This window comes from Phytohabitans sp. LJ34, from assembly GCF_052068095.1.
Taxonomy (GTDB): Bacteria; Actinomycetota; Actinomycetes; order Mycobacteriales; family Micromonosporaceae; genus Phytohabitans.
This window is the reverse complement of the sequence record NZ_JBQHDG010000004.1, coordinates 41,367-68,301: the sequence shown is the minus strand read 5'-3', so window position 1 is coordinate 68,301 and position 26,935 is coordinate 41,367. Positions and strand designations below refer to the sequence as shown.

13 protein-coding genes and 3 tRNA genes are annotated in these 26,935 nt (G+C 70.2%); 13 read left to right on the top strand and 3 right to left on the bottom strand.

What is annotated here, in order from left to right:
* The first annotated feature begins 20 nt into the window (after positions 1-20).
* Positions 21-4,451, top strand: coding sequence for a hypothetical protein (locus tag ACTMTJ_RS07935; protein ID WP_441215476.1), 4,431 nt, complete (start codon positions 21-23; stop codon positions 4,449-4,451).
* 32 nt (positions 4,452-4,483) lie between these two features.
* Complete coding sequence (locus ACTMTJ_RS07930; protein WP_441215475.1) at positions 4,484-5,044, top strand: hypothetical protein; 561 nt, start codon at positions 4,484-4,486, stop codon at positions 5,042-5,044.
* Here ACTMTJ_RS07930 and ACTMTJ_RS07925 read toward each other — a convergent pair.
* The gene (locus ACTMTJ_RS07925) at positions 5,041-7,356 is read right to left on the bottom strand and encodes a caspase, EACC1-associated type (RefSeq protein ID WP_441215474.1); all 2,316 of its coding nucleotides are present in this window, start codon (positions 7,354-7,356) and stop codon (positions 5,041-5,043) included. The two genes, ACTMTJ_RS07930 and ACTMTJ_RS07925, sit on opposite strands and share 4 nt — an antisense overlap.
* Before the next feature lie 183 nt (positions 7,357-7,539).
* Positions 7,540-7,938 (bottom strand): nuclear transport factor 2 family protein, encoded by a 399-nt coding sequence (locus tag ACTMTJ_RS07920; RefSeq protein ID WP_441215473.1) that lies wholly within the window; start codon positions 7,936-7,938, stop codon positions 7,540-7,542.
* A gap of 112 nt (positions 7,939-8,050) precedes the next feature.
* Between ACTMTJ_RS07920 and ACTMTJ_RS07915 the strand changes: the two genes are divergently transcribed.
* The 7 genes from ACTMTJ_RS07915 to ACTMTJ_RS07885 all read left to right on the top strand — a co-directional run bounded on the left by ACTMTJ_RS07915 (position 8,051) and on the right by ACTMTJ_RS07885 (position 16,434).
* On the top strand, positions 8,051-8,626 hold the full coding sequence (locus ACTMTJ_RS07915) for an RNA polymerase sigma factor (RefSeq protein ID WP_441215472.1): 576 nt from the start codon (positions 8,051-8,053) through the stop codon (positions 8,624-8,626).
* Positions 8,627-8,633: 7 nt separating this feature from the next.
* Entirely contained in the window at positions 8,634-9,884 is a 1,251-nt protein-coding gene (locus ACTMTJ_RS07910) for a CU044_5270 family protein (protein ID WP_441215471.1), read from the top strand.
* Between the two features lie 4 nt (positions 9,885-9,888).
* On the top strand, positions 9,889-13,122 hold the full coding sequence (locus ACTMTJ_RS07905; RefSeq protein ID WP_441215470.1) for a S8 family serine peptidase: 3,234 nt from the start codon (positions 9,889-9,891) through the stop codon (positions 13,120-13,122).
* A 129-nt stretch (positions 13,123-13,251) separates the two neighbouring features.
* Complete coding sequence (locus ACTMTJ_RS07900) at positions 13,252-16,053, top strand: BTAD domain-containing putative transcriptional regulator (protein ID WP_441215469.1); 2,802 nt, start codon at positions 13,252-13,254, stop codon at positions 16,051-16,053.
* Between the two features lie 151 nt (positions 16,054-16,204).
* A tRNA-Lys gene (locus ACTMTJ_RS07895) sits at positions 16,205-16,278 on the top strand.
* 8 nt (positions 16,279-16,286) lie between these two features.
* A tRNA-Arg gene (locus ACTMTJ_RS07890) sits at positions 16,287-16,358 on the top strand.
* Between the two features lie 3 nt (positions 16,359-16,361).
* Positions 16,362-16,434 (top strand) — tRNA-Arg (locus tag ACTMTJ_RS07885).
* 49 nt (positions 16,435-16,483) lie between these two features.
* On the opposite strand, the gene ACTMTJ_RS07880 is transcribed toward ACTMTJ_RS07885, so the two are convergent.
* A complete protein-coding gene (locus tag ACTMTJ_RS07880; protein WP_441215468.1) occupies positions 16,484-16,675 on the bottom strand; it encodes an MTH938/NDUFAF3 family protein in 192 nt (63 codons plus the stop codon).
* A gap of 240 nt (positions 16,676-16,915) precedes the next feature.
* On the opposite strand from ACTMTJ_RS07880, the gene ACTMTJ_RS07875 reads away from it, so the two are divergent.
* The 4 genes from ACTMTJ_RS07875 to ACTMTJ_RS07860 all read left to right on the top strand — a co-directional run bounded on the left by ACTMTJ_RS07875 (position 16,916) and on the right by ACTMTJ_RS07860 (position 26,916).
* Positions 16,916-17,935 (top strand): 5'-3' exonuclease, encoded by a 1,020-nt coding sequence (locus tag ACTMTJ_RS07875; RefSeq protein ID WP_441215467.1) that lies wholly within the window; start codon positions 16,916-16,918, stop codon positions 17,933-17,935.
* A 172-nt stretch (positions 17,936-18,107) separates the two neighbouring features.
* On the top strand, positions 18,108-18,605 hold the full coding sequence (locus ACTMTJ_RS07870) for a YfbM family protein (RefSeq protein ID WP_441215466.1): 498 nt from the start codon (positions 18,108-18,110) through the stop codon (positions 18,603-18,605).
* Between the two features lie 217 nt (positions 18,606-18,822).
* Positions 18,823-20,025 carry a helix-turn-helix domain-containing protein gene (locus ACTMTJ_RS07865; protein WP_441215465.1) on the top strand — a complete coding sequence of 401 codons (1,203 nt, stop codon included), beginning with the start codon at positions 18,823-18,825 and terminating at the stop codon, positions 20,023-20,025.
* Positions 20,026-20,409: 384 nt separating this feature from the next.
* Positions 20,410-26,916, top strand: a complete 6,507-nt coding sequence (locus tag ACTMTJ_RS07860; RefSeq protein WP_441215464.1) for a LamG domain-containing protein — start codon at positions 20,410-20,412, stop codon at positions 26,914-26,916.
* The last annotated feature ends 19 nt before the right edge of the window (positions 26,917-26,935 follow it).

The window sequence follows — 26,935 nt, the reverse complement described above, 5'->3', positions numbered from 1 at the left end:
AGACGCCGCGAGTTTTCAACGTGTCACTGATCAACATACCGATCTTCCTGAACCGTTTCGGCGACGTGGTGCCGGAGGGTCGGATGTACGTGCTGGACGAAAACATCGCTGCGGTCCGGGCGGGCTTCGCGGGCGCGGCCAACCCGGCGAAGGCGGCCGAGAAAGATCTGATCGAGCCGTTGACGGTACGAGCCAATTTGGGTGACTGCGTCGAGGTGCGGTTTACCAACCGGCTCAACGAGCCGGCGCCTTCGTTCAACCGCGACGCGTCGATCTTCACCCTGCCGGGCGAGACATTGCGCGCCCGCGGCACGGCGACGCCCAACCCGCGGGAGTTCGCGCCCGCGGCGACGCAGCCGGACAACGACTTCGATCCGGCCACCGCGCCGAACGCGTCGATGCATTTCGACGGGCTCGACTACGACGTCACCGGCTCGGACGGCATGGTGGTGGGCAACAACCCGGATTCGACCGCGAGGCCCGGCCAGACGATCACGTACCGGCTGTACGCGGGGGTGGAAGGCGAGTTCCAGTTCAAGGACGGTGCGGACTTCTCGTCGCAGCAGACGCGCCCGGTGGACGCCAACGGCAAGGTGCGGTTCATCGGCTCGCACTCGTTCGGCGCGTTCGGCGCGATTGTCGTGGAGCCGGCCGGCGCGACCTGGGTCGATCCGCGCACCGGCGGAGCACTGCCATCCGGCACCCGGGCGGTCGTCAAGCAGCCGAACGCCCCGGACTTTCGCGAGCACGTGCTGTTCATGCATGACGAGGTGGAGGCCGAGCCGGGAATCCTCACGCGGTTCTGCCGGTCGGGCGACGACGCCGGCGGAAACGAATGCGTCACCCCGACAGCCGCCCAGTTGGCCAAGCTCACCGCTGGCACCCTGCCCGCGCTCGGTGGCGGTGACGCGGACGCGCTCGTGCAGGGCGAGGTCCCGGTGAAGTTGGAATGGTTCGCGTTCAACTACCGGTCCGAGCCCGGGTTCAACCGGGAGGAGGTCGGTTGCCCGGCGGCGACCCAGGCGGCGCAGGGCTTCAAGGCGAACCGGTGCGTCGGTGAGGAGACCAGCCTGTCATCGTGGGCGTACGGCGACCCGGGCGGCGGCGACCTCGTGTTCGCCAACTACCGGGGCGAGCCGATGCAGATCCGGTTGCTGCATCCCGCCGAGTTCGAGACCCACACCTTCCACTGGCACGTCAACCGGTGGCCGTTCGACCCCAAGGACGAGGGTGGCCTCGCCGCCGTCTCGCGGCCCGACCATCACACGAGCACGACCAACGTTCTGGACGTGCAGGCCGTCTCGCCCAGCTCGCACTACGCGCTGATGGCCGAAGGCGGCGCCGGCTCCGCACATCTGGACAAGCGCGCGACGTTCGGCGACATCATCTTCCACTGCCACCTGTACCCGCATTTCGCGACCGGCATGTGGGGCCTGAACCGGACGCTGGACAAGCGCGAGCGGGGCACCCGGACAAATCCGGACGGCACCCCGGTGCCGGCGCTGGTGCCGCTGGAGGACTTCGACTACGACCCGACGGTCACGGGCCGGCAGGACCCGCCGGAACCCACCGCGGCCGCGCCCGGGTTCCCGCTGTTCGTGCCGGGCAAGTTCGGGTTCAAGGCGCCGAAACCGCCGCTGTCGGTGTCCGACCGTTCGCCGACCGGTGTGTTTCCGCCGACCGCGCTCGAGAAGGCAGCGGCCGACCCGCGGGCCCAGGTCGCCGGCGGGTTCTTCCAGGATCCGTGTCCCGCGGGGCGGCCGGTGAAGACGTTCGACGTCGTGGCGATCGAGATCAGTTCGACGTACAGCCCGCACCTCAACTGGAAGAACCCGCACGCGCGCGTCTACGCGCTCGCCGCGGACGAGTCCTTCTTGCGCAACGGGGTGATGCGCCCCGAACCGTTCTCGCCGTTGCTGAACGTGGGCGACTGTGTGGTGTACAAACTGACGAACAAGCTACCGGAACAGTTCGGCGGCACCGTCTTCGACCGCGCGCAAATCACCAACGAGGTCGGTATCCACCAGCACATGGTGCAGTTCGATGTGCTGTCCAGCGACGGCGCGGCCAACGGCTGGAACTACGACCAGGGCGCCGACTTCGGCCAGACATTCACCTACCGCAACTTCGTACACGACGACACGTCCACCAACTCCTTCCACGACCACTTCTTCCCCAACGTGCACCAGGACAACGGGCTCTTCGGGGGTTCGACCATCCACCCGGCCGGCTGCACGTTCGAAGACCACAGCAGGGGCCATGCTTCGGTCGGCGCGTTGGCGGCCGTCAAGTGCCAGCCGACCACCGACTATCTGGGCCGGCAGACCAACGGCGAGGACTACCAGAGCTATGGGCTGTTCATCGAGGACCACGTGCCGATGTTCCGCCCGGCCGACCCGAACGATCCGAACGACGACGCCCTGGTCACCCCATTCGGCGTGCCGATCTTCCCGGCCAAGTTTCCGTCCAGCACCGACGACCAAGGCGTCATGGGGGTGAACTACGGCCTGCAACCGTTCGAGGCAACCCGGACCAAGTACGCGTCGACCGCCCAGGACGACCCGTCCAACCTGTTCGACCACTGGAAACTCAACGGCGCCGGCACACCCAAACTACGCGCCTACGACGGCGACAAGACGAAGTTCCGACTATTCCAGCTGTCGCAGGAAGAGTCGCACGGGTTCAACCTCGACCGCTTCCCATGGAAGTCCGAGCCCCGCGACCCCGAGTCGAATATCGTGCAAGCCCAACACATCGGCATGCTGGAGTACTTCGAAGTCCGCGCCGATATCCCCGGCATCGAGAGCGGCTTCCAGTACCTGTGGTCCTACGGTGCCAGCGACGACCTCTTCCTCGGCGCGTGGGGTGTGTTCCAGGTGGAGTCGTGCTGGGAACGCCTGAACTATCCGGGATACCTGCCGTGGCTGCCGGACAACTATCCCCCTGAATGCGGCAGCGCACCGGCCGCCCCGGGCGTCAAGAAGCGGAGCGACCGCGCCGCCGCGGCACTCGATCCCGGCCAGCCCTGCCCGGTCAACAGCGGCGGCACGATAACCGTCCCGGTCCGCCGGTTCGCCGTCTCGGCCATCCACAAAGACATCGTGTACAACGCCGCGGGCGACCACGACCCGAACGGGCGGATGTTCGTCCTCGACAACGAACGAGCCGCCGTCGAGGCCGGCACGAAACAGCCCGAGCCGCTCACGATGCGGGTCAACGCCGGCGACTGCATCGAGGTGACGCTCACCAACCGGCTCGACCCGGCCAAGCTCAAACCACACTGCTTCGAAGCCATCGAGCCGGGCCAACTGGGCTACAAGGCCGGCGTGCTGACCTATCCGGCGTGCCTGGACCAGCCTCCACGCAACGAGGTCAACGTGCCCGGGTTCAAGCCGCTGGAGGTAGGCGCGCGAGTCTCCCTGCGACCACAGCTGGTCGACTACCACAGCCCATCCGCGGGCAGCTCGATCGGCACCAACTTCGACTCCACCGTGGGTCCGGGCGAGCAGATCACCTACCGCTGGTACGCCCGACCCACCGCACCCGGCCTGGCGATGCTGACCGACTTCGGCGACGTACCCAACCATCAGCATCACGGCCTGTACGGTGCGCTCGTCATCGAACCCGCCGGCTCGACCTATCTCGACCCGAAGACCGGCCAGCCCTTGGTGGACCCGGCCACCGGGCAGACCCGCACCAGCACCACCCAGGCCATCATCGTGGACCCGAACGGCCCCGACTTCCGGGAAAACATAGTGCTCATGAACAGCGACCTGTCGCTGTTCCGCAAGGACACCAACGGCAACCCCGCCGACGACCAGCCGGTCCCGGACAACTTCGACCTGAAGCTCACCCCGAGCCGAGAGGCCGACGACCCCGAGGACCAGGGCGAGTTTTCGATCAACTACCGCAACGAGCCATGGTCGCACCGGTACGCCGCGGACCAGAACATCACCAACATCTTCAGCTCCGCCGTACACGGTGATCCGGCCACGCCGCTGTTCGAGGCGTACGCCGGAGACCGCACCGTCTTCCGGGTGGGGCAGGCGGTCGGTGACGCCAGGTCCACAAGCTTCGGGCTGAACGGACACACCTGGCGCCGGTCACCCAACGACCCTCAGTCACAGATCGCCGCGTCGCAAGGCCAGTTCAACCCCGGCGTCTCCTACAACATCGTCCTCGACCCGGCCGTCACCGGCGGTGCGGGCGGCCGCCGCGGCGTCGCCGGCGACTACCTCTACCGCTCCAACACCCTCGCCCGGCACCTCACCGGTGGGCAGTGGGGCATCTTCCGGGTCCACGCCAGCGCACGGCCCGGCCTGGCAGCCCTGCCCGATCACCCACCGAACACGGCGACCGGAGCCGCCACCACCCAGGACCACCGTCCCGCCCTCGCCTGGGTCGCGGCACCGGCGGCATGGTGGCGGCAGGGGCGAAGGAGGCGGTGGTGAGCCGACGCGGCAGGCTGACCCTGCCGGACGAGATGCGCGGCACCACCGGCCGCACAACCGGATCCGGCCGCGCCACCCGGCGCGGCCGGCCCCACCCGCACGACAGCCGATACCGGCAAGGCTTCGTCCTGGGCCTGAGCGTCGGCATGAGCCTGGCGCTGGTCCTGGCCGTCGTCGCCTTCGTACTCACCCGCCCCCAGACGTCCCCACCGGCGTCGACGACCGCGGCGGCGACCACCGCCAACAGCGACGCCGGGCATCAACAGCAGGCCAAGGCCGCGATCGCCATCACCGCTCGCCACCTCGGCAACCTGCGAGTACAGATCGACGCGCAGGTCACCGCACCGGTTTCCTACGACCCCATCAGCATGGGACAGGTCGTCGCCTACACCGACATGGTGGAGATGCCGATGTCCCATCGAAAAGGGCCCATCGTGATGGCCGAACTGGGCAACCGCAAAGGCACCTACCAAGCCGTCACCACACTGTCGATGATCGGCGAGTACGACATCATGGTCGAGGTGAAACAACCGATGGCGAGCACCGCACACGAGCGTCTCGCCATCAAGTCACTCTCGGCCGGCACCGGCTAGCGGCGGGGGTTGACGGTTCGTTCGGCGGGTTGGTTCGTCGGCCGCGACCGAAGCAAGGAGCTGGCCGCGATGGCTGCGGCGGTGGTGAGGACCAGCAGGATCCACACCACGGTGAGGATCGTGTAGTTGCGGTCGGAGGTGCCGTCCCGGAAGAGGTTGACCGATCCGGTGAGGGTGAGCTCAGCGCCGCCCAGAAGCCATCCGAGCGGCAGGAAGACCGCGCCGCGCCCGGCGATCACGACGGCCGGAATCACGACGGCGCAGGCGATGCCGGCGAAGGCACGTAGCGTGGTCCCTTCGCCGGTGTTCAGGTGCCATGACTCGTAGAGCAATGGAACGAGCAGCAGGGTTGTGGTGAGCGCGAGTGCGGCCAGCAGCACCGCGGTAGCCGCCCTGATCGCGTCGGGGCGAAACCGGTTTGTGCGGTCGCGGGTTATCGCGACGACCAGGCATGCCTGCGCGGCGATGGCGACGAGGTCGGCCGTGACCATGAATCCCCAGGCGTCCTGGAAATGGCTCTGGACGCTGCTGTGCAGGGTCGGTGCCAGGTCGACCCACGCCCAGGCCAGCACCCCGAGCAGAAACCAGGCCCAGCGGGACTGTCGAGTCGCGAGTAACAGGCCGGCTCCGGCGACCTGAACGACCCAGACCAGGTTGTGGTACCAGTCATCGCTGAGGGGCACCTCGGCGATCCCGTAGACGGCGATCGCGTACAGCAGGACGCTGATCGTGACGAGCAGGCTGGCGGCCAAAAGGAGGCCGCCCGCCTCCCGCACTGCCGGGTGACCGGAGGCCGACCGTGCCGTGGCTGCCGTCGCGGCCGGCGCTGTCCCGCCGTCTGGTTCGCCGACGGCGGCGGGCGGCGGAGCAGAAGCTGGGGCTGGGGCGGGCCGCGGCGGAGCCTGGTCAGCTTCCGGCGCCGTGGGCTGGCGCCGCACGCTGTCAGTGCCAGGCTCGTCGTCGGCCGCCGGCGTCTTGGTGTCGCCGGCGAGGGCGGTGCTGGCGGCGCGGCGTACCTGGGCGCTGTCATCGGTGTCGCTCAGGCGAGCCAGCGTGACTGTCGCCAGGTCGGCTAGCGCAGGCTTGTCGGAAGTCGACAGCTGCGCCAGCGCGCGGACCGCCTCGAGCCGCAGGACCACCCGCTCGCTGGCCAGATCGTCCACGATGGACTGTGGCAACGCGGGCGCGCGGACGCTGCGCGCCACGACCAGGCTGCCCTCCACACCGAAGCTCCACTTCATCGGCGCCTGGCCGGGCGTGCGGTCGCGGACCGTACGGTACGTGTAGTCGTACAGCTCGTCGATGCTGATCTCACCGTCGGCGTCCAAATCGGCCGCACCGCTTTGCAGGCCGTCGACCAGCGCGGCGGTGAACACGGACGGTTGGGCCTGCGCCTGGGTCAGATCCCCGCCCTCGAACGCGTACTCGGTGGCGCTGGACGCGGTGAGCACGACGCGACCGCTGCCGGCGCCGAACTCGTCGGCGATATGGACGTCGTTGCCGGAGCGCACCGTGGCACCGCGGGTGAACGCGCCGCTGTAGCAGCAGTCCAGGATCAGCACCACGCGCCGGGACTGGGTCTCGTCCAAGGCCTCGTGCACGAAGCTGGCCGGCACGCTGGTGGCGCCGAGCACGGACAGGTCGGTATCTCGGGCCGCCAGGTGCAGCCGCCCACGGGTGTCCTTGACGCCGTGACAGGAGAAGTGCAGCAGCAACAGGTCGTCGCGGTCGCGGTTGGCGAAGAACGCGGCGATGCGCCGCCGGATACTGCGCTCGTCCGCGTCCGTCATCAGCTCCACGTTGAACCCACCGATGGTGGGATCGCCCAGGACGCGGGCGAGCGCGTCGGCGTCGTGGCTGGGTGACCGCAGCTGGGCCAGACCGGGATCGTCGTAGTGGGCGTTGGCGATGACGAGCGCTTCGCGTACTCCCACGGGCGGTTGGGCCGGCAACGCGAGCAGCGCCCGGACGAGCCGTGCGGTGGCCTCGTCGTCAGCGGTGGCCAGGTCGATGTCGACACCGGCGATCGTGACCCGCACCCGTTGCCTGCGGCGGGTGTACCGGTCCACGACTCGCCGGACCGCCGCGACCACCCGGCCCATAGACTCGCCGGCCTGCACCGCGGTGATGACGAACGAGCAGACCGCGACGATCTCCGCTAGCCCACGGGTGCCCTCCGGCGCCCCACCCAACGGCACCTGCTCCAGCCGCAGCGCGCCGGCGTCGGCCAACTCGGTCCGCAGATCCAGGGCGATCGCCTCGATGACTTCCGTGGCGTCCGGCGCGTCCTCCGCGGCGGAAAGACGCAACACGAACCGAGACGTCGGTGCCTCAGGCATGCGGACCTCGCGACGGACAAATGGATCGAAGTACCGGCCAGCGTAGCGGCCGAAAAAGATCGGCGGACAGTGACGGTCGACTTGACGACTGAAGGCGGGCGCTGCCAGCGGACGCGCTGGGAGTAGCGCGATCTCAGTATGAGGTGTCCTGCGTTGTTACTTTCGCCAGGTGCCGGTCCAGTCGTAGAGCGGTGCGGTGGTCGCATACTCGCGGAGATAAGCGATCCGCGCACCAGCGAGCCTGGCGATCGAGGCTCCCTCGATGGTCGTGGCCTCACCTTGCCAGGTGCAGGAGAATATCCACTCGGCGATCAGGACGTCACCGGCGGCCGCTTGGGTGGTGATCTGCCAATCGCGCACCACACCGCCCGCGTCGAACCAGGCACGCATCCATTGTTCGACGCGCCGCTTGCCTCGGTAGACCGGTCCGTAACACTCGATGATCACGCACTCGTCGGCCAGCGTCTCCAATATGCCGGCTACGTCGTGGCGTCGCCAAGCGTCTATGTAGTCGGTGAGCTGGTCCACGGCCGGTTGAAGATGATCACGGGCCACACCGCGATGGTACTCAACGTGCCGCCGGGTCGCCGGGAATCACGCACCGCGTGAAGATCAACTGGCGGTGCGGCCAATCAGTCGTAAGGACGTGAGCGACGAAGGGAGCCGGATGGGTGCGCATGTGGCGGTCCAGGTGGACGAAGCCGAGTTGCTGGCGCGCTCACGCGCCGACCCGGAGTGCTTCGCCGAGCTGTTCGACCGTTACTTCGCGGCGTTGCACGGATACGCCGCGCGACGGCTCGGTGGCCCGGGAGGCGATGACGTGGCGGCCGAGACGTTCCTCGTCGCGTTCCGGCAGCGGGACAAGTTCGACCCCCGGCGGGGGACGGTCCGCGCCTGGCTGTACGGGATCGCGACGAACCTGATCCGCGAGCATCGGCGCGCGGAGGAGCGCGGCTACCGCGCCCATGCTCGGGCGGCCGCCGAGCCGGCGTACAACGTGGACCTCGACGGCGCCGACTCCCGCGTGACCGCGGAGGCCGCCCGCGACCGGCTCGTCGCCGCGCTGGCCGACCTGTCGGCGGGCGACCGGGACGTCCTTCTGCTGGTGGTCTGGGGCCAGCTGGCGCACGACGAAGTGGCAAGTGCGCTCGGCATCCCGGCGGGCACCGTCGGGTCCCGGCTGCACCGGGCCCGCAAGCGGCTGCGCGCCGCACTCGACGACGACAACCCGATGGAAAGGTGACGCTACCGTGGACGAACTTGACCTGCTTGCCGGCGCCCGGCCGGTAGACCCGCCGTCGACGCGAACGGTCGACGAGGCCCGGCGTCGCCTGACGCGGCAGATCTACGCCAAGCGCGCGTCGCGCTGGAGGACTCGCATCCTCGTGCCGGTCGCCGCCGGTGTCCTCGCGGTGTCCACCGGCATCGTGGTCGGAGCACACGTGCTGGGCTCGGCGCCGCCGCCCTCGCGCGGCGCGACGGACGGCCCGGGCGTTACGGACGCCGGGCCGATCGAGGCGGACAACCGGTCGGCGCGGGAGTTGCTGCTGACCGCCGCCGAACAGACGCTGAACGAGCCGGACCCCGGCTCCGGCAAGTTCTGGACATCCACGATCGAACACGGGTCGCTCATCCGGGTCGGCCGACCCGGCAACCGGTACGCCATCATGGGTGCGTACACCGAGACATGGTGGATCCCGGTCGTCGACCCGTACCGGGTGCTGGACCGCCGGTGGGCCGGCGGCGAGCCGGCCTCCGACGCTGACAAGGCGGCCTGGAAGAAGGCCGGCTCGCCGAGCAGCTGGCCGAAGGAGCCGCGGGCGGGCTGCCCGGTGGATCCGAAGAACGCGTACACCGCCGCACCGGCCACGGCCAGCACCGTCACGAAAGACACGGGGAAGGGCCCGCAGATCCAGTACCGGTACCCAAGCACGAGACCGTACGTGCCCAAGTTCTGGGTCCTCGGCGAAGACCTGACGGTCGACCAGGTCCGTGCCCTGCCGTCCGACCCGGCCGCGCTGAAGGCCTGGCTGATCGGCGTCATCAAGAAGCAGGACCTGCCGCACCGTACCGACGTCGAGCTCGGCGAAGCCATCTTCAACGGGGTGATGAACCTGCTCTTCCAGAACCCGATCACGCCGCAGGTGCGCTCGGCCGCGTACCAGGTGCTGGCCGGATTGGCGGGGGTGACGTCGCTCGGTGCGGTGAAGGACGCCAAGGGGCGCGACGGTGTCGCCGTGGCCATCACCACCAACGACACGGTCGACGAGCAGATGGCCGACTCCGGCGGGCCGTACCAGGTCAGCCTGGTCTTCAACCCCGACAGTGGACAGACGCTCGCGGAGGTCATCCGGGCGATGAAACCGGCCGCCGAGATGGCATGGGTGCCGAAGGGCGCGGTGATCGGGTACCGGGTGCTGGAGTCGACCCGCTGGACGGACGAGGAGCCGCCGGCGGCCAACGCCCCGGCCGCGGTCGCGTACGGCCCGGGGGAGTGCTGACGCGATGCGCCGATCATCTTCGCTGTACGCGGTGGGCCTGGTGCTCGCCGCGACGGCGCTGGTCGTGCCGCTACGGGAGGGCACCGTTGCCGCGGCCACGACCGGTTCGCCGGGGCAGCAGCGGTGGGTCACGCTCGTCACCGGCGACCGGGCGCTCGTGCGGGTGAACGGCGACGCTGTCCGGTTGGTGACGGTCGAGCCGGGCAAGGGGCGCTCGGGTATGTCGTTCCGGCACCGGAGCGAACACGGCGACGAGTACGTGGTGCCCGCCGACGCGGCGGCCCTGATCAAGACGAACCGGGTCGACCGGCGGCTGTTCGACGTCTCGCTGTTGGTGCGGTCCGGGTACGACGACCGGAGCCGGACCACGCTGCCGCTCGTCCTCAGTGGACAGGCCGCGGCCGGCGTACCGATCGCGAAGGCGCTCGCGAGCGTCAGCGGCGGGGCGACCGAGCTGAAGAAGGCCGACGCGGCCGGCTTCTGGCGGTCCGTCACGGCCGACCGGGCGAAGCGCCTGACTGCCGCCACGAGCCGGATCTGGCTGGACGGCAAGGTGCGGGCCGCACTCGACAAGAGCGTGCCGCGGATCGGCGCCCCGGAGGTGTGGAAGGCCGGCCACACCGGCAAGGGTGTCACGGTGGCGGTGCTGGACAGCGGCATCGACGCCGGGCACCCGGATCTGACCGGAGCTGTCGTGGAGGCGCGAGACTTCAGCGGCAGCCCGTATGGCGCAGTGGACAAGGTCGGCCACGGCACGCACGTCGCGGGCATCATCACCGGTAACGGCCGCAAGTACGTCGGCGTGGCGCCCGATGCGACGCTGCTGAACGGCAAGGTGCTCGACGACAACGGCTTCGGTATGGAGTCGTGGACCATCGCCGGCATGGAGTGGGCGGTCCAGCGGGGAGCCCAGGTGGTGAACATGAGCCTCGGCGGGCTGGTCGTCAACGGCGAGGACCCGATGGCCGAGGCCCTCGACCGGCTCTCCGACCAGTCCGGCACGCTGTTCGTGACGGCCGCGGGAAACTCCGGGCCGTACCCGGGATCCATCAGCACCCCGGGTACCGCCGACCGCGCGCTCACCGTCGGCGCGGTGGACCACACCGACTCGCTCGCCGACTTCTCCGGTCGTGGCCCGCGCGAGCGCGACGGGGGGCTCAAGCCCGACGTGACCGCGCCGGGCGTCGGCATCGTGTCCGCGCTCGCCCCGGGTTCGAGGATCGCCAATTCCGAACCGGTGGTGGACGATCACTACGTCGCGCTCTCCGGCACCTCGATGGCGACGCCGCACGCGGCCGGTGCGGCGGCGCTGCTGGCCGGCGAGCACCCAGGCTGGAAGGCGACCGAGTTGAAAGCCGCGCTGATGGGCACGGCGGTCCCACGCGACGGGGTCAGCCTCTACGCCCAGGGCGCGGGCCGCATCGACGTGGCCGCCGCCGCGAAGCACCCGGTTTTCGCCACCCCGTCCAGTGTGGACGCTGGGACGGCGAGGTGGCCGCACCATGACGACAAGCCGGTCGACAAGGCGCTCACCTACCACAACGACGGGGACGCGGCCCTGACGCTGCATCTGGAGGTCCTGATGAAGAACCCGTCCGGCGACGCTCCACCGGCCGGCATGTTCACCCTCTCGCCGGCCCACCTCACGGTACCGGCCCACGGCACGGCGACCGCCCACCTCGTCGCCGACACCCGGATCGACGCGCCGGACGGGCGGTACGAGGGGTTCGTCGTGGCGAGCGGTGGTGGCATGGTGGTTCGCACACCGGTCGGCCTCACGCGGGAGGTGGAGAGCTACGACGTGGGCGTGCGGGCGATCGGGCCCGACGGCGCCCCGGCCACCGAGCACTGGGCGAGCTTCGCCAACGTGGATACGAGGTTCGACGCGTCGACGGACGGCACGACCGTCCGGCTGCCGAAGGGCACCTACTTCGTGCTGGAATCGATCGCCGTGCCAACCGGGCCCGAGGACTACTCCTATGTGCTCGGTGCGGAGCCGGCGTACACGGTGGATGGTCCGAAGACGCTCACCATCGACGCGCGCCGGGCCAAGCCGATCGGGTTCGAGCTCGACCGGCCGGACGCCGCGCTCGCCGGAAGTGTGAACATCGGCTTCTTCCGGACCGTCGCCGGAAATACCGACAGCGACGAGACGATCGGCCCGCCGAGCAAATACGCGGTCATTCCGTCGCGGACGTCGGCGCCGCCCGGGCAGTTCACCTACCGGGTCGTCGCGGCGGCAGGCAAGGCGGACGGCAACGGCGGGTTCAGCGGTTCGCCATACGGGTACGTCATCGAGTGGAAGCACGACCGGAACGTGCCCGCCGACCTGAGTCCGCGTCTGCGAAACCGCGACTTCGCCCGGATCGAGCACACGTTCGGGGAGAGCGGGCCGGACCAGCAGACCTGGCTCGGGCCAGTTGGTCCACTCGCGAGGTCGGTCCGGATCACCCAGTTCGTCTCGCCCGGCCTGGAGATCTCGAACGGAGTCGGCCTGTTCCGCGAGGGCGACGCCGACCCGCACACTGTGTACTACTCGCTGCCGTCGACCTACCAGCGTGGCCAGGTCGCGCGGAAACAGTGGAACTACGGGGTGTTCGGGCCGGCCCTGGCCGCCCATCCGACGTACTCGCCATATCTGGTCCGGGACCGGAGCGTCATCTACGCCGGGATTCCGCTCTACGGCGATCGGTCCGCCGACCACATCGGCTTCAGCACGACCGACACCATGCGGCTCGCCCTGTCGAAGGACGGCGAACCGGTCGGCGAGTCCGCGCGCGACGCGGACATCTTCACCGTGCCGGACGACCCGGGAACGTACCGGCTCGAGGCCACCGCGACGCGGAGCAACTCCACGTACACGACCAGGCTCGCGGCGGCGTGGACGTTCACGTCGGCCAGGGCGGTCAACACGACGCTGCCGGTAATGGTGGTGCGGTTCGCGCCGCACCTGGACGACCACAACGCGGCGAAGGCGGGCAAGCGGTCGACGTATCCCGTTTTCGTCCAGCAGGGTGCCGGTGCCACGTACGGCAACCTCACGACGCTCACCGTCGAGGTGTCCTACGACGACGGTGTGACCTGGAAGGCGGCGCCGGTCAGCGGCACGGGCCTGGACCGGAAAGTCACCGTGTACCACCCGGCCGGAAAGGCGTTCGTGTCACTGCGGGCCACCGCGGCTGACGACCGCGGGACGTCCGTGACGCAAACCATCATCCGGGCCTACGGGCTGCGCTGAACAGACACGGGGCGGGCGGCCGAGGAGGGTCCCTCCACGGCCGCCCTTCGCGTTCGACGATCGTCGCCGCGCGGCGGGATCAGGGCCGGAGGGGATAGGGCCAGACCTTCTGTTTGCCCCAGTGCGTGGATGGACGACGATGTCGGAATGGACGTCGACTTCCGGATACTCGGCCCGGTCGAGCTTCGAGTCGGCGGGCGTCCCGTGCGCCTCGCCTCCCCGAAGGTACGCGTGCTGGCCGCCCGGCTGCTGCTCGACGCCGGTCGGCCAGTACCGATCCACGAACTCGCCGCGATGCTCTGGGGCGAAGACCAGCCCGAGCGGCCCCGCCGGGCGGTGCAGCTGTACGCGGCACGGCTGCGCTCGGCGCTCGCCGCCGTGCCAGACCGGCAGATCATGCGGACGGTGTCCGGCGCGTATGTCGTCGACGTCCCACCCGAGGTGATCGACCTCGGCCGGTTCCGGGCACACATGCGCGAGGCCGGGCGGGCCGCCGAGCGTGAAGACCGCGAGAGCGAGGCGGCCTCGATCGCGGCGGCGCTCGCGGAGTGGCGCGGAGAACCGCTCGCTGACGTCGAGTCGGACCAGTTGCGCGCCTGGGCCGTAGCCAGCCTGCGGGACGAGTGGTTCCAGGCCCTCGCCCGGCGCATCGACCTGGACCTCGACCGGAGGGCCACCGCTGAGGTCATCGGCGAGGTCCGCGAGCTCACCGGCAGGTACCCGCTGCACGAACGGTTCTGGGAGCAGCTCATGCAGGCCCTGGACGCGGCCGGGCGGCGGGCCGAGGCGCTCGACGCCTACCACGCGGCCCGCCGCCGGCTGTCGGAGGAGCTGGGGATCGAGCCCGGCGAAGAGCTGCGCCGGCTGCACCGCCGGATCCTGGACGGACGCTCCGGAAACGGTGACGCACCGGCGCCAGCGATCTACGAGCCCCCGGTGCCGCGCCAACTGCCCCCGGACGTACCCGGCTTCGTCGGCCGGGTCGAGGAGCTCGCCCGGCTCGACCGGTTGGCCGACGATCCGGCGCAACCGCGCACGGTGGTGGTCTCCGGGGCGCCCGGTGTGGGCAAGTCGACGCTCGCCGTCCGGTGGGCACGCCGAGTCAGCGATCGTTTCCTGGACGGGCAGCTCTGGGTCGACCTGCGGGGCAACGCCTCCGGTGAACCGGCGACGCCCGAGTACGCTCTGGCCCGGTCTCTTCGCGCGCTGGGGGTGCCCGGCGACCGGATCCCGTCCGACCGCGAGGAGCAGGCCGCGATGTACCGGTCGCTTCTCGACGGGCGGCGGATGCTCGTGGTGCTGGACAACGCCGGGTCGGCCGAGCAGGTCATGCCGCTGCTGCCGAGCGGGCCCGGCTGCGTGGCGGTGGTGACCAGCCGTAGCCAGCTCACCGGCCTGGTGGTGGCCGGCGCCCAGCCGATGACGCTCGACCTGCTCAGCCCGGCCGAGTCACGGCAGCTTCTGGCCGGGCGGATCGGCGCCCACCGCACCGAGGCCGAGCCCGCCGCGACCGACGAGATCATCAGCCGTTGCGCGCGGCTTCCCCTGGCGCTGGCGATCGTCGCGGCGCGAGCGGCAACCCATCCAGGGTTCGCCCTCGGCGCGTTCGCGCGGGAGCTGCGCACCCTCGACGCGTTCACCACCGGAAGCCCGGCAACCGACGTGCGCGCCGTGTTCTCGTCGTCGATGCGCGCGGTCAGCTCGGCCGCTGCGCGGTTGTTCCGCCTGCTCGGCCTGCATCCGGGACCGACGGTGAGCGTCGCCGCCGCGGCGAGCCTGGCCGGCGTCCCGGTACCGCTGGCCGGGCGGCTGGTGGCCGAACTGACCAGAGCGCACCTGCTCGCCGAGCCGGAACCCGGCCGGTACGCCATGCACGACCTTCTGCACGCCTGGGCCGTCGAACTCGCGCAGGCGGAGCCGCCGGGCGAGCGTCGGGCGCCACTGGAGCGGATGCTCGACCACTACCTGCACAGCGCGATGACGGCCGTCGGTGTCTACCGGCGGCTGCTGGTGCCGATCGACGTGGCGCGGCCGTGCTCCGGCGCGGTAGTGACCGACGTAGCCGATCCGGAACTCGCGGCGGCGTGGTACACAGTGGAGCATCCGGTGTTGATCGCGGCGGTCGAGGTCGCGGTGGCTCATGGGTTCGAGCGGCATGCGTGGCAGCTGGCGTGGGTGGTCGGCGGCTTCCTGGATCGGCACCGCCACGTGCACGACATCGAGCGGATCAGCCAGTCTGCGCTTGCCGCCGCCGCACGGCTGGGCGACCCGGTCGCGGAGGCGCACACGCTGGGCGGTCTGGCGACCGCGATGGCCTTGTCGAACCGCTATGACGAGGCGCTCGCGGTCCTGATCCGGGCCGCCGCACTGTTTGCCGATCTGGGCGACACGGTCAGCCAGGCCGGGGTGTACGTCAGTTTGGCGCAGGCGTACGGGCGGTTGGGGCGTGATGCCGAAGCGTTCGACTGGTCCGGGCGCGCCGTCGCGCTGTACCAGGAGGCCGGGCACGACCTCGGGTATGCCAACGCGCTGAACGCGGTGGCCTGGTTCGCGGCCAAGCTCGGCCGGCACAGGGAGACCCTCCGGTACGGCCGGCAGGCGATGCGGATGCTCCGCGCGCTTGGCGACGTCCGGGGCCAGGCCGGCATGCTCGACACGCTGGGCATCGCCCACCACCACCTCGGTGAGTGGCAGCTCGCGGAAAGCTGCTTTCAGCAGGCGGTAGTCATGTTCGAACGGCTGGAGATGCCGTACCACGTCGTCGATACGCTCGTCCACCTCGGCGACTGCAACGCCGCGGCCGGTGACACCGACGCCGCGCGGGCGGCCTGGCGGCGCGCGCTCGCCGCGGCCGGTAGTCAGGAGCACGAGGAGGTCGAACGGGTACGCGCCGCCCTGGCCCAGAGGTCCCCAGCACCGGCACAGCGCTAGGTGACTTGTGTTGCACGTGGCCCGGCCCGGCGGGCCGGACCACCGTTCGCTCGTGGCGCTGTAGGCGGGCCGGCGGGACCGATGGTTGAAACTCCACAGTGGACCGTGCCGGGGTCACACCCGAGAGTTCGATTCCCTCATCCTCCTCCATGCGCCGCTAGCTGAGTGGTTTAGCACCCGACTCTTAATCGGGGGAGCGGAGTTCGATCCTCCGGCGGCGTACCATCGAACACGCGGCACGTGCGCTGGATGCGCTTCTCGGCCTCCTAAGCTGAGTGTGCTGGGTTCGATTCCCAGGTGTCGCACCTCCCTCGGTAGCTCAATGGACAGAGCAGCGGGCTTCTACCCCGCCAGGTGCGGGTTCGACTCCCGCCCGAGGGTCGACGCCGGCCGCTCTTCCGCTGAGCTACCGGGGCGCCGGTGGCAACAGTCAGCAGGTCGAGTGGAAGAGCCCCGCGACGGTGACGCCGTCGGCGGCGAGGGCGTTGTAGACGCCAACGGCCTCGGTGGTCTCGGCGATGTGGACGGTGATCCCGCGCTGCTCCAGGAGGTCGAGGGTGCGTGGGTCGACCTGAGCGAGTGCTTGGGAACCGGATCTGTCGTCGACCGTGTGCGCGGCCATAGGCGCGAGCAGTTCCTCCGTGGGATGGCTGCTACGACACCTGAGGGCGGCCTCCAGCGAGCGACACTGACTGGTGATCCACTCACCGGCAGGTGGCGGGATGCCGGGCACGGTGCATCGGCAGCAACAACGGGTCGGACCGCGACCTCGACACCGCCTGTGCCGTGACGCGCTGTTACTACGCGAACCCGCTCAGACTCCGACCGCGTGTTGCCGCTGCTGGGGTTCTAAGCTGTTGGCGTGAGCGCTGCGGAGCCGCTGCTGCTTGTCGTCGACGGCAACAGCCTGCTGCACCGCGCGTACCACGCCGCGGCCACGGGGGAGTTGCGCGACAGCGAGGGGCGGGCGGTGTGGGCGCTCAAGGGTCTGGTCACGCATGTCGCCCACGCGGCGGCCCGGCTGCGTCCGGACGCGGTGCTGGTCGGCTTCGACTGTCCGGTGTCGTCGGCGAGGGCGGACGACTACGCCGGGTACAAGGCGCAACGGGCGGCCAAGCCGGCGGATCTGCGGGAGCAGCTGGACGTCGCGCCCGACCTGCTGCGCGCGGCCGGGTTGCCGGTGTTCGTCCCGGCTGGCTACGAGGCCGACGACGTTCTGGCCAGTTGCGCGGCGAAGGCTCGGGACGCCGGCTGGCGTACGGTCCTGGTCACCAGCGATCGCGACGCCTTCGCGCTGCTCGACGCGGGCACCTCGGTGCTGCGGATCCGCAACGGTGGCCGCGACGCCGCGGTGCTGATGAGGGCGGCCAGCTTGCCTGACGTGTGCGGGGTCGAGGCGTGGCAGTACCGCGACTTCGCCGCGTTGCGCGGCGATCCGTCCGACAACCTTCCCGGGGTGCCCGGCTTTGGGCCGGCGACCGCCGGCGACCTGCTCGCCGCGTTCGGGACGGTGGACGCGGCGTGGGCGGCGCTGGATGGTGGGAGGGTGGCTGAGGTGAGCGCGGCCGTGGGTGCACGGGCGGCCGAGCGGTTGGCCGAACCGGCCGCGCGCGAGTTGGTGGAGCGTAACCGCCGGTTGATGCGGATGCGTACCGACCTTCCGGTGCCCGATCTGGAAGGGATCCGGCTCCCACTTGAGTTTCCCCGGATGCGACGCGCGCTCGCCGGCCGGGGCATCCTGCTCGGCCCGTCGTTGTGGGCGCTGACCGGCGGCGCTCCTCCCGACGAGGTCGAGGACGCGCCGGCATGGGTACGCGTGGCGCTCCGTCCGCCGCGTTCCCGCCGGCCCAGCCCGACGCCGGGCCAGCTCACCCTCTTCTGACCGGCGGGAGCCGGCGGTGGCGCACCCGTCCAGCAGCCTGCCCAGAACCATTCCATAACCCGGCCCGCGCGGTCAGCATCCGCCCAGAACCTTCGGACAGCGGCAAGTTGGCGTGAGCCACGCACATTGAGAGGTCGTCCGCGCACCGCGGCCTTCGGTTATCCTGCGGCTCATGGCATGCCGAGGAATGTTCTTCGCCCTCACTGAGGAGCAGGAAGCCGCCCTGATGGCGACACGCGACGATGCCGAGGTTCGAGCCTTCGTCGAGGACGTCGAGATGGGTGACTGGGATGGTGAGCCGTTGGACTGTGAGACGGACAAGGCGTGGGACGCCATCCACCGCTGTTTGAGCGACGGGACGCTTGGGTCTGGCAGGCGTCTTTCGGCGCTCGATATGGCGGTGCTTGGCGGCGGCCAGCACTATGAGGGTGACGACTACGTCGTCGCGCACTTGCGGGCAGGTGAAGTCGCCCAGGTCGCGGCGGCCCTTGAGGCAGTAGACGAGGATTGGATGCGCCGGCGCTACGACCGGATCGATCCCACCGACTACCAGGGCTCGCTGAGCGATGAAGACTTCGGCTATACCTGGGGCTGGTTCAAGCGGGTACGCGACTTCTACCGCCAGGCAGCAGCCGCGAACCGCGCGGTCATCTTCACCGTCGACCAGTAGCCATGCCAGGGCTGCGGGACCATCCGCAGCCCTGGCCGGAGGAATGCACACTGCGGATCTTCCAGTACTCGATCTATCGCCGAGCGACGCGTGGCGAGTCACGACGCCGGCGGAGTGAGACACAAAGCGGGTAAGGGCCAGACGAGCTAACCCGTAAGCGTGAAGCGTCGAAGCCGTAGCACCGATTGTCTGGGCCGGGCCGGTATTCAGCGCAATCATGGTTGCGATGGACGACGAACATGTGGGCGCACGCTTACGGCGATGGCGTCACCGTCGGGGGTTGAGCCAGCGTGTGTTGGCCGAGCTGGCCGGGTTCAGCCAGGGCTACATCGCGCAGATAGAAAGGGGGTCGACGCCACTCGATCGATATGCGTCACAGGAGGCGATCGCCCGCGCATTGCAGATCTCGGTGCGTGAGCTGACCGGCCGCGAGAACGTCCCCGCGCGCTACCAGCCGGTCGATGACGCCTCCGTAGCGGTATTGAGGTCCGGCATCATCGCACTCTCGTATCCTCAGCTCGTCGTCGTCGTCGACGACGATCCAGGCTCGCGACCGCACACTCCCACCGCCGAACAACTCGATCAGCACTTCTATGCATGCCGATATGATGTTCTCGTACCGGCGCTCGGATCTGCCTTGACGCGTCTGGCGTACCGCTTACACGCTTGCGCGGATGACGAAAAGCGGCGGCTGCTGCGTGAGGCCGTGGAGATCTGTTCGACCGCCGCGTCGACGTGCATGCAGTTGGGGTATCCGGATCTGGCGTTGACGGTAGCCGAGTTGGCCGCCCGCACTGCGCGTGAGCACGGTGATCCACGCTCGCTGGGCCTCGCCAACTACGCTCGGCTCCGAGCCGTCGCCAGCGAGCCGGGCGCTATCCATGTGGCACGGGAGGGTGTCGAACTGCTGAGCGCGCACGTCGGCACAAGCGTCACCGCGGCGAGCACCTATGGCATGCATCATCTCGTCAGCGCCTGGATAGTGGCCGGTACCGGGCAGCGCGCCAAGGCTTTCGCGCATCTCGACGAGGCGAAAAGGGTCGCCGCCTACACGGGCGAATGTCCGGAGGGAAACTTCAACTTCGGCCCGACGAACGTCGACATCTGGCGGGTCGCCATCTTGGTAGCCCTCGAGGAGGGTTCGGCGGCCAAAGCCCCGACAGCAGCCGCTGGACTGGAGAGCATGTCGCGGCACCGCCGTGCGACGTACTTCATCGATCTCGCGCGGGCCCTGCTCCAGGGCAGGGGATCGGAAAGCGCGGCCGCCGCGGCGCTCTACCAGGCGGAAGCGATCGCACCGCAGCAGGTGTCCGTTTACGACGGGGGTCGCGCCGCCGCCCGAGAGCTGCTCTCCAGGCCACGGTTTGGTCGAGACGGTCGACTGCGAGGACTGGCCAAACGCCTGGGCGTACTCGATTAATTCCATTAATCGAATGACCGGAAACCGGATCTAGCATTTTCGGCATGAATAGAAATCCTGCCGGCACGTCCTTCCTCCTTACCGCATTGGACACGCTTCTTTTGTTCAGTGACGAAGCGTCCACTGTCGCGGCGATGCTGACCGCGGGATATGCGCTCCTCACGCGGCACTGGTTGCGCACCGGCGAGCCACGGGGCGCGACAGCGCCAGGTAAGCGGCGCGTAAGCGGCCTCTGTCACGCTCCGTGCCGTGCGCCTGACGTCCGATAAGCATGCCCTCCGCCGGGTCGTGGTCCCGGTTCTCCTTTTCGCGCTGGTGGCTTCGCTGCTCACCGTCGCGAGGTTGTCGTCGTCCCCGTCCCCGCGTCCGCCGGCAGGGCCGGTCGTGCGGGAGGCCGCGGACACCGCTACGGCGGTCCAGCTCGCGGTGGCGCAGCGGTCTTCCGTGCGGGTCGCCGAGCTGACCACGGAAACCCGGGTCGTGGACGCGAAGCCGGACGGCACGCTGACGGCGACGCTGGCTGCCCGCCCGGTGCGCGTGCGCAAGGGCGCGACGTGGCTCGACGTCGACACCACTCTGGTACGCCAGGCTGACGGTTCGATCGCGCCCCGGGCCACGCTGGGCGACTACGCGTTCTCCGGCGGGGGTGAGGGGACGCCGCTGGTGCGCTACGGGCGGGACGGCGCGCGGCTCGCGCTCAGCTGGCCGGGGCGGCTGCCGGCCCCGGTCGTCGACGGGCCGACCGTGACGTACCCGGAGGTGCTGCCCGGCGTCGACCTGACGCTCCGCGCCGAGGCCGACGGGTACGCCCACCACCTCGTGGTCAAGAACGCGACGGCGGCGAAGAATCCGGCCCTGCGCCGGATTCGGCTGGGCCTCACCACCAAGGGCGTGCGGGTCACCGCGACCCGGTCCGGCACGCTGGAGGCGCGGGACGCCAAGGGCAAGCCGGTGTTCGCCACGCCGCCGGCGCAGATGTGGGACGCCGCGGAGACGCCGCGCCGGGCGGCGGTGGGTGTGGCCGTCGAGCGGGGCACGCTCACCCTGACGCCGGACCGCGCGCTGCTGACCGGCGCGAAGACCGTGTACCCGGTGGTGATCGACCCGGACTGGCGCACGTACTGGAACGTCGGCTGGACGAAGGTCTTTTCCGGCGCGCCCGGCAGCACGCATTGGGGCGGCGGAAACGACGTCGACGGCTGGGCCAAGGTGGGCTACTGCGGTTGGGCGGGCTGCAACGGCATCGGCGCGACCCGCTCGTACTTCATGTTCGACACCGGGTTCCTGTCCGGCAAGCGGATCATCTCGGCGGGCTTCAACGCGACCATCGTGTACGGCCCGAGCTGCAACACCCGTAACCACCAGCTGTTCATGGCCAACGCCGGGATCGGTGGCGGCACCTCGTGGAACAACGCGCCGCAGGGTTGGCATGTGGGCACCTCCGGGGCCCAGAGCAACTACAGCGGCTGCGGGGGCAACAAGGGGATCGGCTTCAACGTGGCCGGCGCGTTGAACAGCGGCGGCATCTCCACGTACTTTCTCAAGGCGGAGGACGAGGGCGACGCGTACGCATGGCGCAAGTACGACGCGTACGCCACCCACGTCGTGGTGAACTACAACACCCGCCCGAACACGCCGTACGACATGGGCACCGACCCACCGCTGCGCGCGTGCCGGTGGTGCGACGGCACGCCGTACGCGGGCGACGAGTGGATCCGGCTCCAGAGTCGACTGTCCGATCCGGACAACGACCAGGTGAGGCCGATCTGGGACATCTACGGCGGCCCGTCGACCGACCACCGCGACTGGGGGCCGTGGCAGGGCTCGGGCGCGTTCTTCAGCACCGACCTGGACCTGCGCCAGCGGCACGGCCAGCACGTCACCTGGACGGTGTGGGCCAGCGACGGCCACGACGGCGGCCCGTGGGTGAACGGTCCCGGGTTCGTCGTCGACCGGGTCGGCGTGGACAAGCAGCCGAGCGTCTCCGCGCTGCTGTACAAGGACGACAATCGGTGGCACGGCGGTGTCGACGTGCCGGACACGTTCACGTTCGGCGCCAGCGGCGTCGAGGACATCGACCATTACCTGTACGGATGGCAGGATCCGCCGTCGACCAAGGTGGACGCGTCGGCGCTGGGCGGTCCGGCGAGCGTCACGCTTACACCGCCCGGTGACGGGCCGCGCGAGCTGTTCGTGCAGAGCGTCGACCGGGCCGGGCACCGCAGCCCGACGAAGGTGCACCGCGTCTACGTGCGGGCCGGGAGCGGACCGCTGGCGCAGTGGTCGCTGGACGGCAACACCAAGGACACCGCGTTTCTGGGCGACCGCGACGGCACGCTGGCCGGCGGCGCCACCTACCAGGCCGGCGCGGCGGGCATGGGACTGCGGGTCGACGCGGCGGCCGGCGGGCGGATGACCGCGCCCAACACACTGCGCACCGACACGAGCTTCTCCGTCTCCGCCTGGGTGAAGCTGGACAAGGTCGACGACAAGTGGCAGGGCGTGGTCCGGCAGAACGGCGCCAACCAGTGCGCTTTCTGCCTGCACTACGAGGGCGCGTACAAGCGCTTCGTTTTCGTCATGCCCTCGGAAGACGCGCTGAGCCCGTCGGCGTCCAGCTTCGTCCGCGCGCCGGCTGAGCCGGTGGCCGGGCAGTGGACCCACCTGGCCGGCGTGTACGACGCGCCCGCCAAGAAGGTCCGGCTGTACGTCGACGGCGTGCTGGTCGGCACCGCGGCACGCGACACGTCATGGCACGGCGCCGGGCCGCTGCTGGTCGGCAGCGCGCTCACCGGCATGGTCGACGAGGTGCGGATGTACGACCGGGTGCTGTCGGACACCGAGGTGCGCGCCGCGGTGAGCCAGGAGAACGTCCAGGTTGGACACTGGAAGCTCGACGACCAGGAGGGCACCACGGCCGCGAACGCCGTGCCGGGCGCGGAGTCGGCCGTGCTGCACGAGGGTGCCACCTTCGTGCGCGAGGGCCTGGTCAACGGCGCGGCGAAGTTCGACGGAGTCAAGGGCTTCGCCGCCACCACCGCACCGGCCGTGCGCACCGACCGCAGCTTCTCGGTGGCCGCGTGGGTGCGCGCGGACCGGCTCGCCGGTGACGGGCTCGCGACCACGTTCGTGAGCCAGGACGGTTGGTCCAACAGCGGGTTCCTGCTACAGCAGCGCGGCACGTCCTGGCAGTTCTCGATGCTGAACGAGGAGGCGGCCACGGCACATTGGCCGGGCTGGGCGGCATCGCCGGCCGGCACCGCCCAGCCGAACGTGCCGACCCATGTGGCGGGGGTGTACGACGCGGCGGCGAAGAAGATCCGCGTCTACGTCAACGGCGCGCTCGCCGGCGAGGGCGACGTCAACGGCGCCTGGAACGCCACCGGACCGCTCGTCATCGGCCGCGGCATGGTCGCCGGCAACCACGTGGACCAGTGGCCGGGACTCATCGACGAGGTCCGGGTGTACAGCCGACCGCTGTCCACCGACGAGATCGAGGGCATCGTGGGCCGCGAGGGCGTCCCGGCCGCCATGTGGCGGTTCGACGGCACGGCGCAGGACGCGTCGGCACGCGGGCAGCACGGTACGCTGCGCGGCGGTCCCGCCTGGGCGGCCGGCCAGTCCGCGTACCCGGACGCCGGCGACCTCGCGGTGCAGCTCGACGGCCAGGACGACCACGTCAGCGCGCCCGGCGTGCTGGACACCAGCCAGAGCTTCTCGGTGGCGGCGTGGGTGCGGCTCGACAAGCCGGGCAAGTGGTCGACGGTGGTTTCCCAGGACGGCGCCCGTGCCAGCTCCTTCCACCTACAGGCGATGGAGGACGGCCACTGGAGCTTCTTCGGGTCCACAGCGGACGAACCGGCGCCACCCGGCGATCGCGCGAAGAGCTCCGGCCTGGCCCAGCTCGGCGTGTGGACCCATCTGGTCGGCGTCTACCGCAAGCAGAGCAGACAGCTGGAGATCTACGTCAACGGCGTGCTGGCCGGCACCGCCGTCCACCAGTCGAACGTCAAGGCCAGCGGTGGACTCCAGATCGGGCGCTCCCGGTACGACAGCCGCGACGTCGACTTCTTCCCCGGAGCCGTCGACGACGTGAGCGTCTACGGGCGGCCGCTGTTCGCCGACGAGATCAAGGTCATGGCGGGCCGTGACCTCTCGCTGGCGCACAACTGGCGGCTGGACGAGACCAGCGGCACCAACGTCTCGGACGCCGTCGGCACCCGCGCCGCGAAAACCACCGGCGGGGCGAGCTTCGCGCCCGGCCGGGTCGGCAACGGCGTCGCGCTGGACGGTGTCACCGGCGCCGCCACGGCGACCGGCGTCGACGTCCGCACCGACCAGAACTTCACCGTGTCGGCGTGGGTGTACCTGCCGGACCGCAACTGCGACCTCAACGAGGTGGAGCGGTGCCGCATGGACGCGGTGGCCCTGGACGGCGGCGACGTCGGCTTCAGCAAGTTCCGGCTCGGGCACCTGGTGGACGACATCCAGCGCCCGGACGGGGCCTGGGTCTTCGAGATGCCGGAGCCGACGACCGGCAGGGTGACCAAGGCGGCGGTGACCACCGAGCCGACCGACGTCGACACGTGGGTGCACCTGACCGCTGTGTACAACGCCGACACCCGCAAGCTCTGGCTCTACGTCAACGGCTCCCGGATCGGTGACGGCACGCTGAACACACCGTGGAACGGGACCGGCGCGCTCCAGATTGGACGCGGCAAGGCCGCCGGCGCCCACACCGCGTACTGGAAGGGTCGCGTCGACGACGTGCGCGTCTACACCGGCGCCCTCAACGACGACCGGGTCAAGGGCCTCCACGGCTCGTATCCGGCGCAGATCGGGCCGGACAAGCTGCCGGCCGCCGACGCCGGGCACTGGAAGCTCGACGAGGGCAACGGCACCGCGGTCGCCGACGCCAGCAGCCGCGGGCTCCCGGCCACGCTCAAGGGCGGCACCGGCTGGATCGGCGGCCGCACCGGCGCCGCCGCCTGGCTGGACGGCTCCACCGGATACGCGGAGACCGCCGGGCCGGCGCTGGACACCGGACGCAGCTTCTCGGTCACCGCGTGGGCGTATCTCACCGCCGCCGGCAACGGCAACCGCACGGTGGTCGCACAGGACGGCGCCCACGTCAGCTCGTTCATGCTCCAGTACCACGCGGGCGCGAACAAATGGGCGGTCTGGATCCCGGAGACGGACACCAACATGCCTGGCGGGGTGCTGCTCACCTCCGCCAACGCCGCCGCGCCGGGCGGCTGGACGCACCTGGCCGCCGTGTACGACGCCGGCTCGCGCCAGCTCCGGTTGTACGTCAACGGCGTGCTCTCCGCGGCACAGGTGGGCGTCACGGCGTGGAACAGCACCGGCCCGCTCACCATCGGACGGTCCAAATGGGACGACAAGCCGGTGGACTTCTTCCCCCGCGGCATCGACGACGTCCGCGCGTACTCGCGAGCGCTCAGCGACGGCGAGGTGCGCAAGGTGCACGACGACGCGGCGTCGGTGGGCCTCAACCTGTGGCGCTTCGACGACGGGACCGGCCGTAACGACGACTGGCAGGACAACCCCCTGACCGCCACCGGAGGGTCGTCCTTCGGACCCGGTGTCACCGGGAAGGCGTTGCGGCTCGACGGCGTGAGCGGCGCGGCCACCGGCCGGCTCCCGGCCGTCGCCACCCGGGACAGCTACACGGTGTCCGCGTGGGCCAAGCTGTCCACCGGCGACCGGGCCGGCACGGTCGTGGCACAGGACGGCATGCGGATGAGCAGCTACTTCCTCCAGTACCGGCCGGGTCTGAAGCGTTGGGTGTTCGGCGCCCGCGCGCAGGACGCCGACGGCGCCGACATGGTCTACGCGGCCTCACCCCTGCCGGCGAAGGTCGGTGAGTGGACGCACCTGGCCGGCGTGTACGACTACGCGGCGCGGCAGCTCCGCCTGTACGTCAACGGCGAGCTGGCTTCGGTACGGGACGGCGTGGCGCTGTGGGTCGGCGACGGGATCGTGACCGTCGGCAGGAGCAAAGTGGACGGTGCACCGGCCGAGTTCTTCCCCGGCGACATCGACGAGGTGCACGCCGACCTCGGCATGGTGACCGACCAGAAGATCGCGCAGCGGGCCAGCTGGCCCAAGCCGATCGGCTACCAGCTCGGCAGCTACGTCAACGCCGCCGGCGACCACCACACCGCGTCGACCAGCGAGGAACCGCCGGCCGGCTACCACTTCGAGGCGACGCTCGGCGTGCTGGTGCCCTCGGAGCAGCCCAACACCCGGGTGCTCTACGCCTGCCGGTACGGCAACGACACCTTTACCTCGGTGTTCGCCGAATGCGAGGGTCAGACGTCGCTTGGTGCGATCGGCCGCGTGTACGCCCGCCAGCCGACGAACGTGCCCACGGTGGCCGTATACCGGTGCATGGGCCCGTCCGACCACTTCGAGTCGCTGCGTTCCGACTGCGCCGGCGCGACCGTGGAAGGCGTGCTCGGGTACACGCTCGCGTACGCGTCGCTGGCGCGCTACTACGGCCCGGCGTGGGACCACATCACCACCTACGACGGCAGTTCCGTGGTGCCGCCCGGTCACTGGCTGGAAGGGCCGACCGGTTGGGTGGCGCTGACCGCCCAGCCCGGCACCCAGACGCTGACGAGCTGTGTGGACGGTGATGACCAGTTCGTGTCGCTCGACCCCACGTGCGCGGGCAAGCGCGTGCAGTCCGGGCTCGGTCACATATGGACGGAGCCGCCGGACGGCGTGGCGAGCCGGCCGTTGTACGCCTGCCGCGTCAAGGGCGAGGCCTACACGTCGCTGCGGGAAGACTGCGAGGGCTATCAGATGGAGCACCGCCTCGGCTACGCGCTCATCGCGTTCCCGAACGAAGAGCCGGTCTTCGAGTGAGCTGGGGGATGAGTCTCGT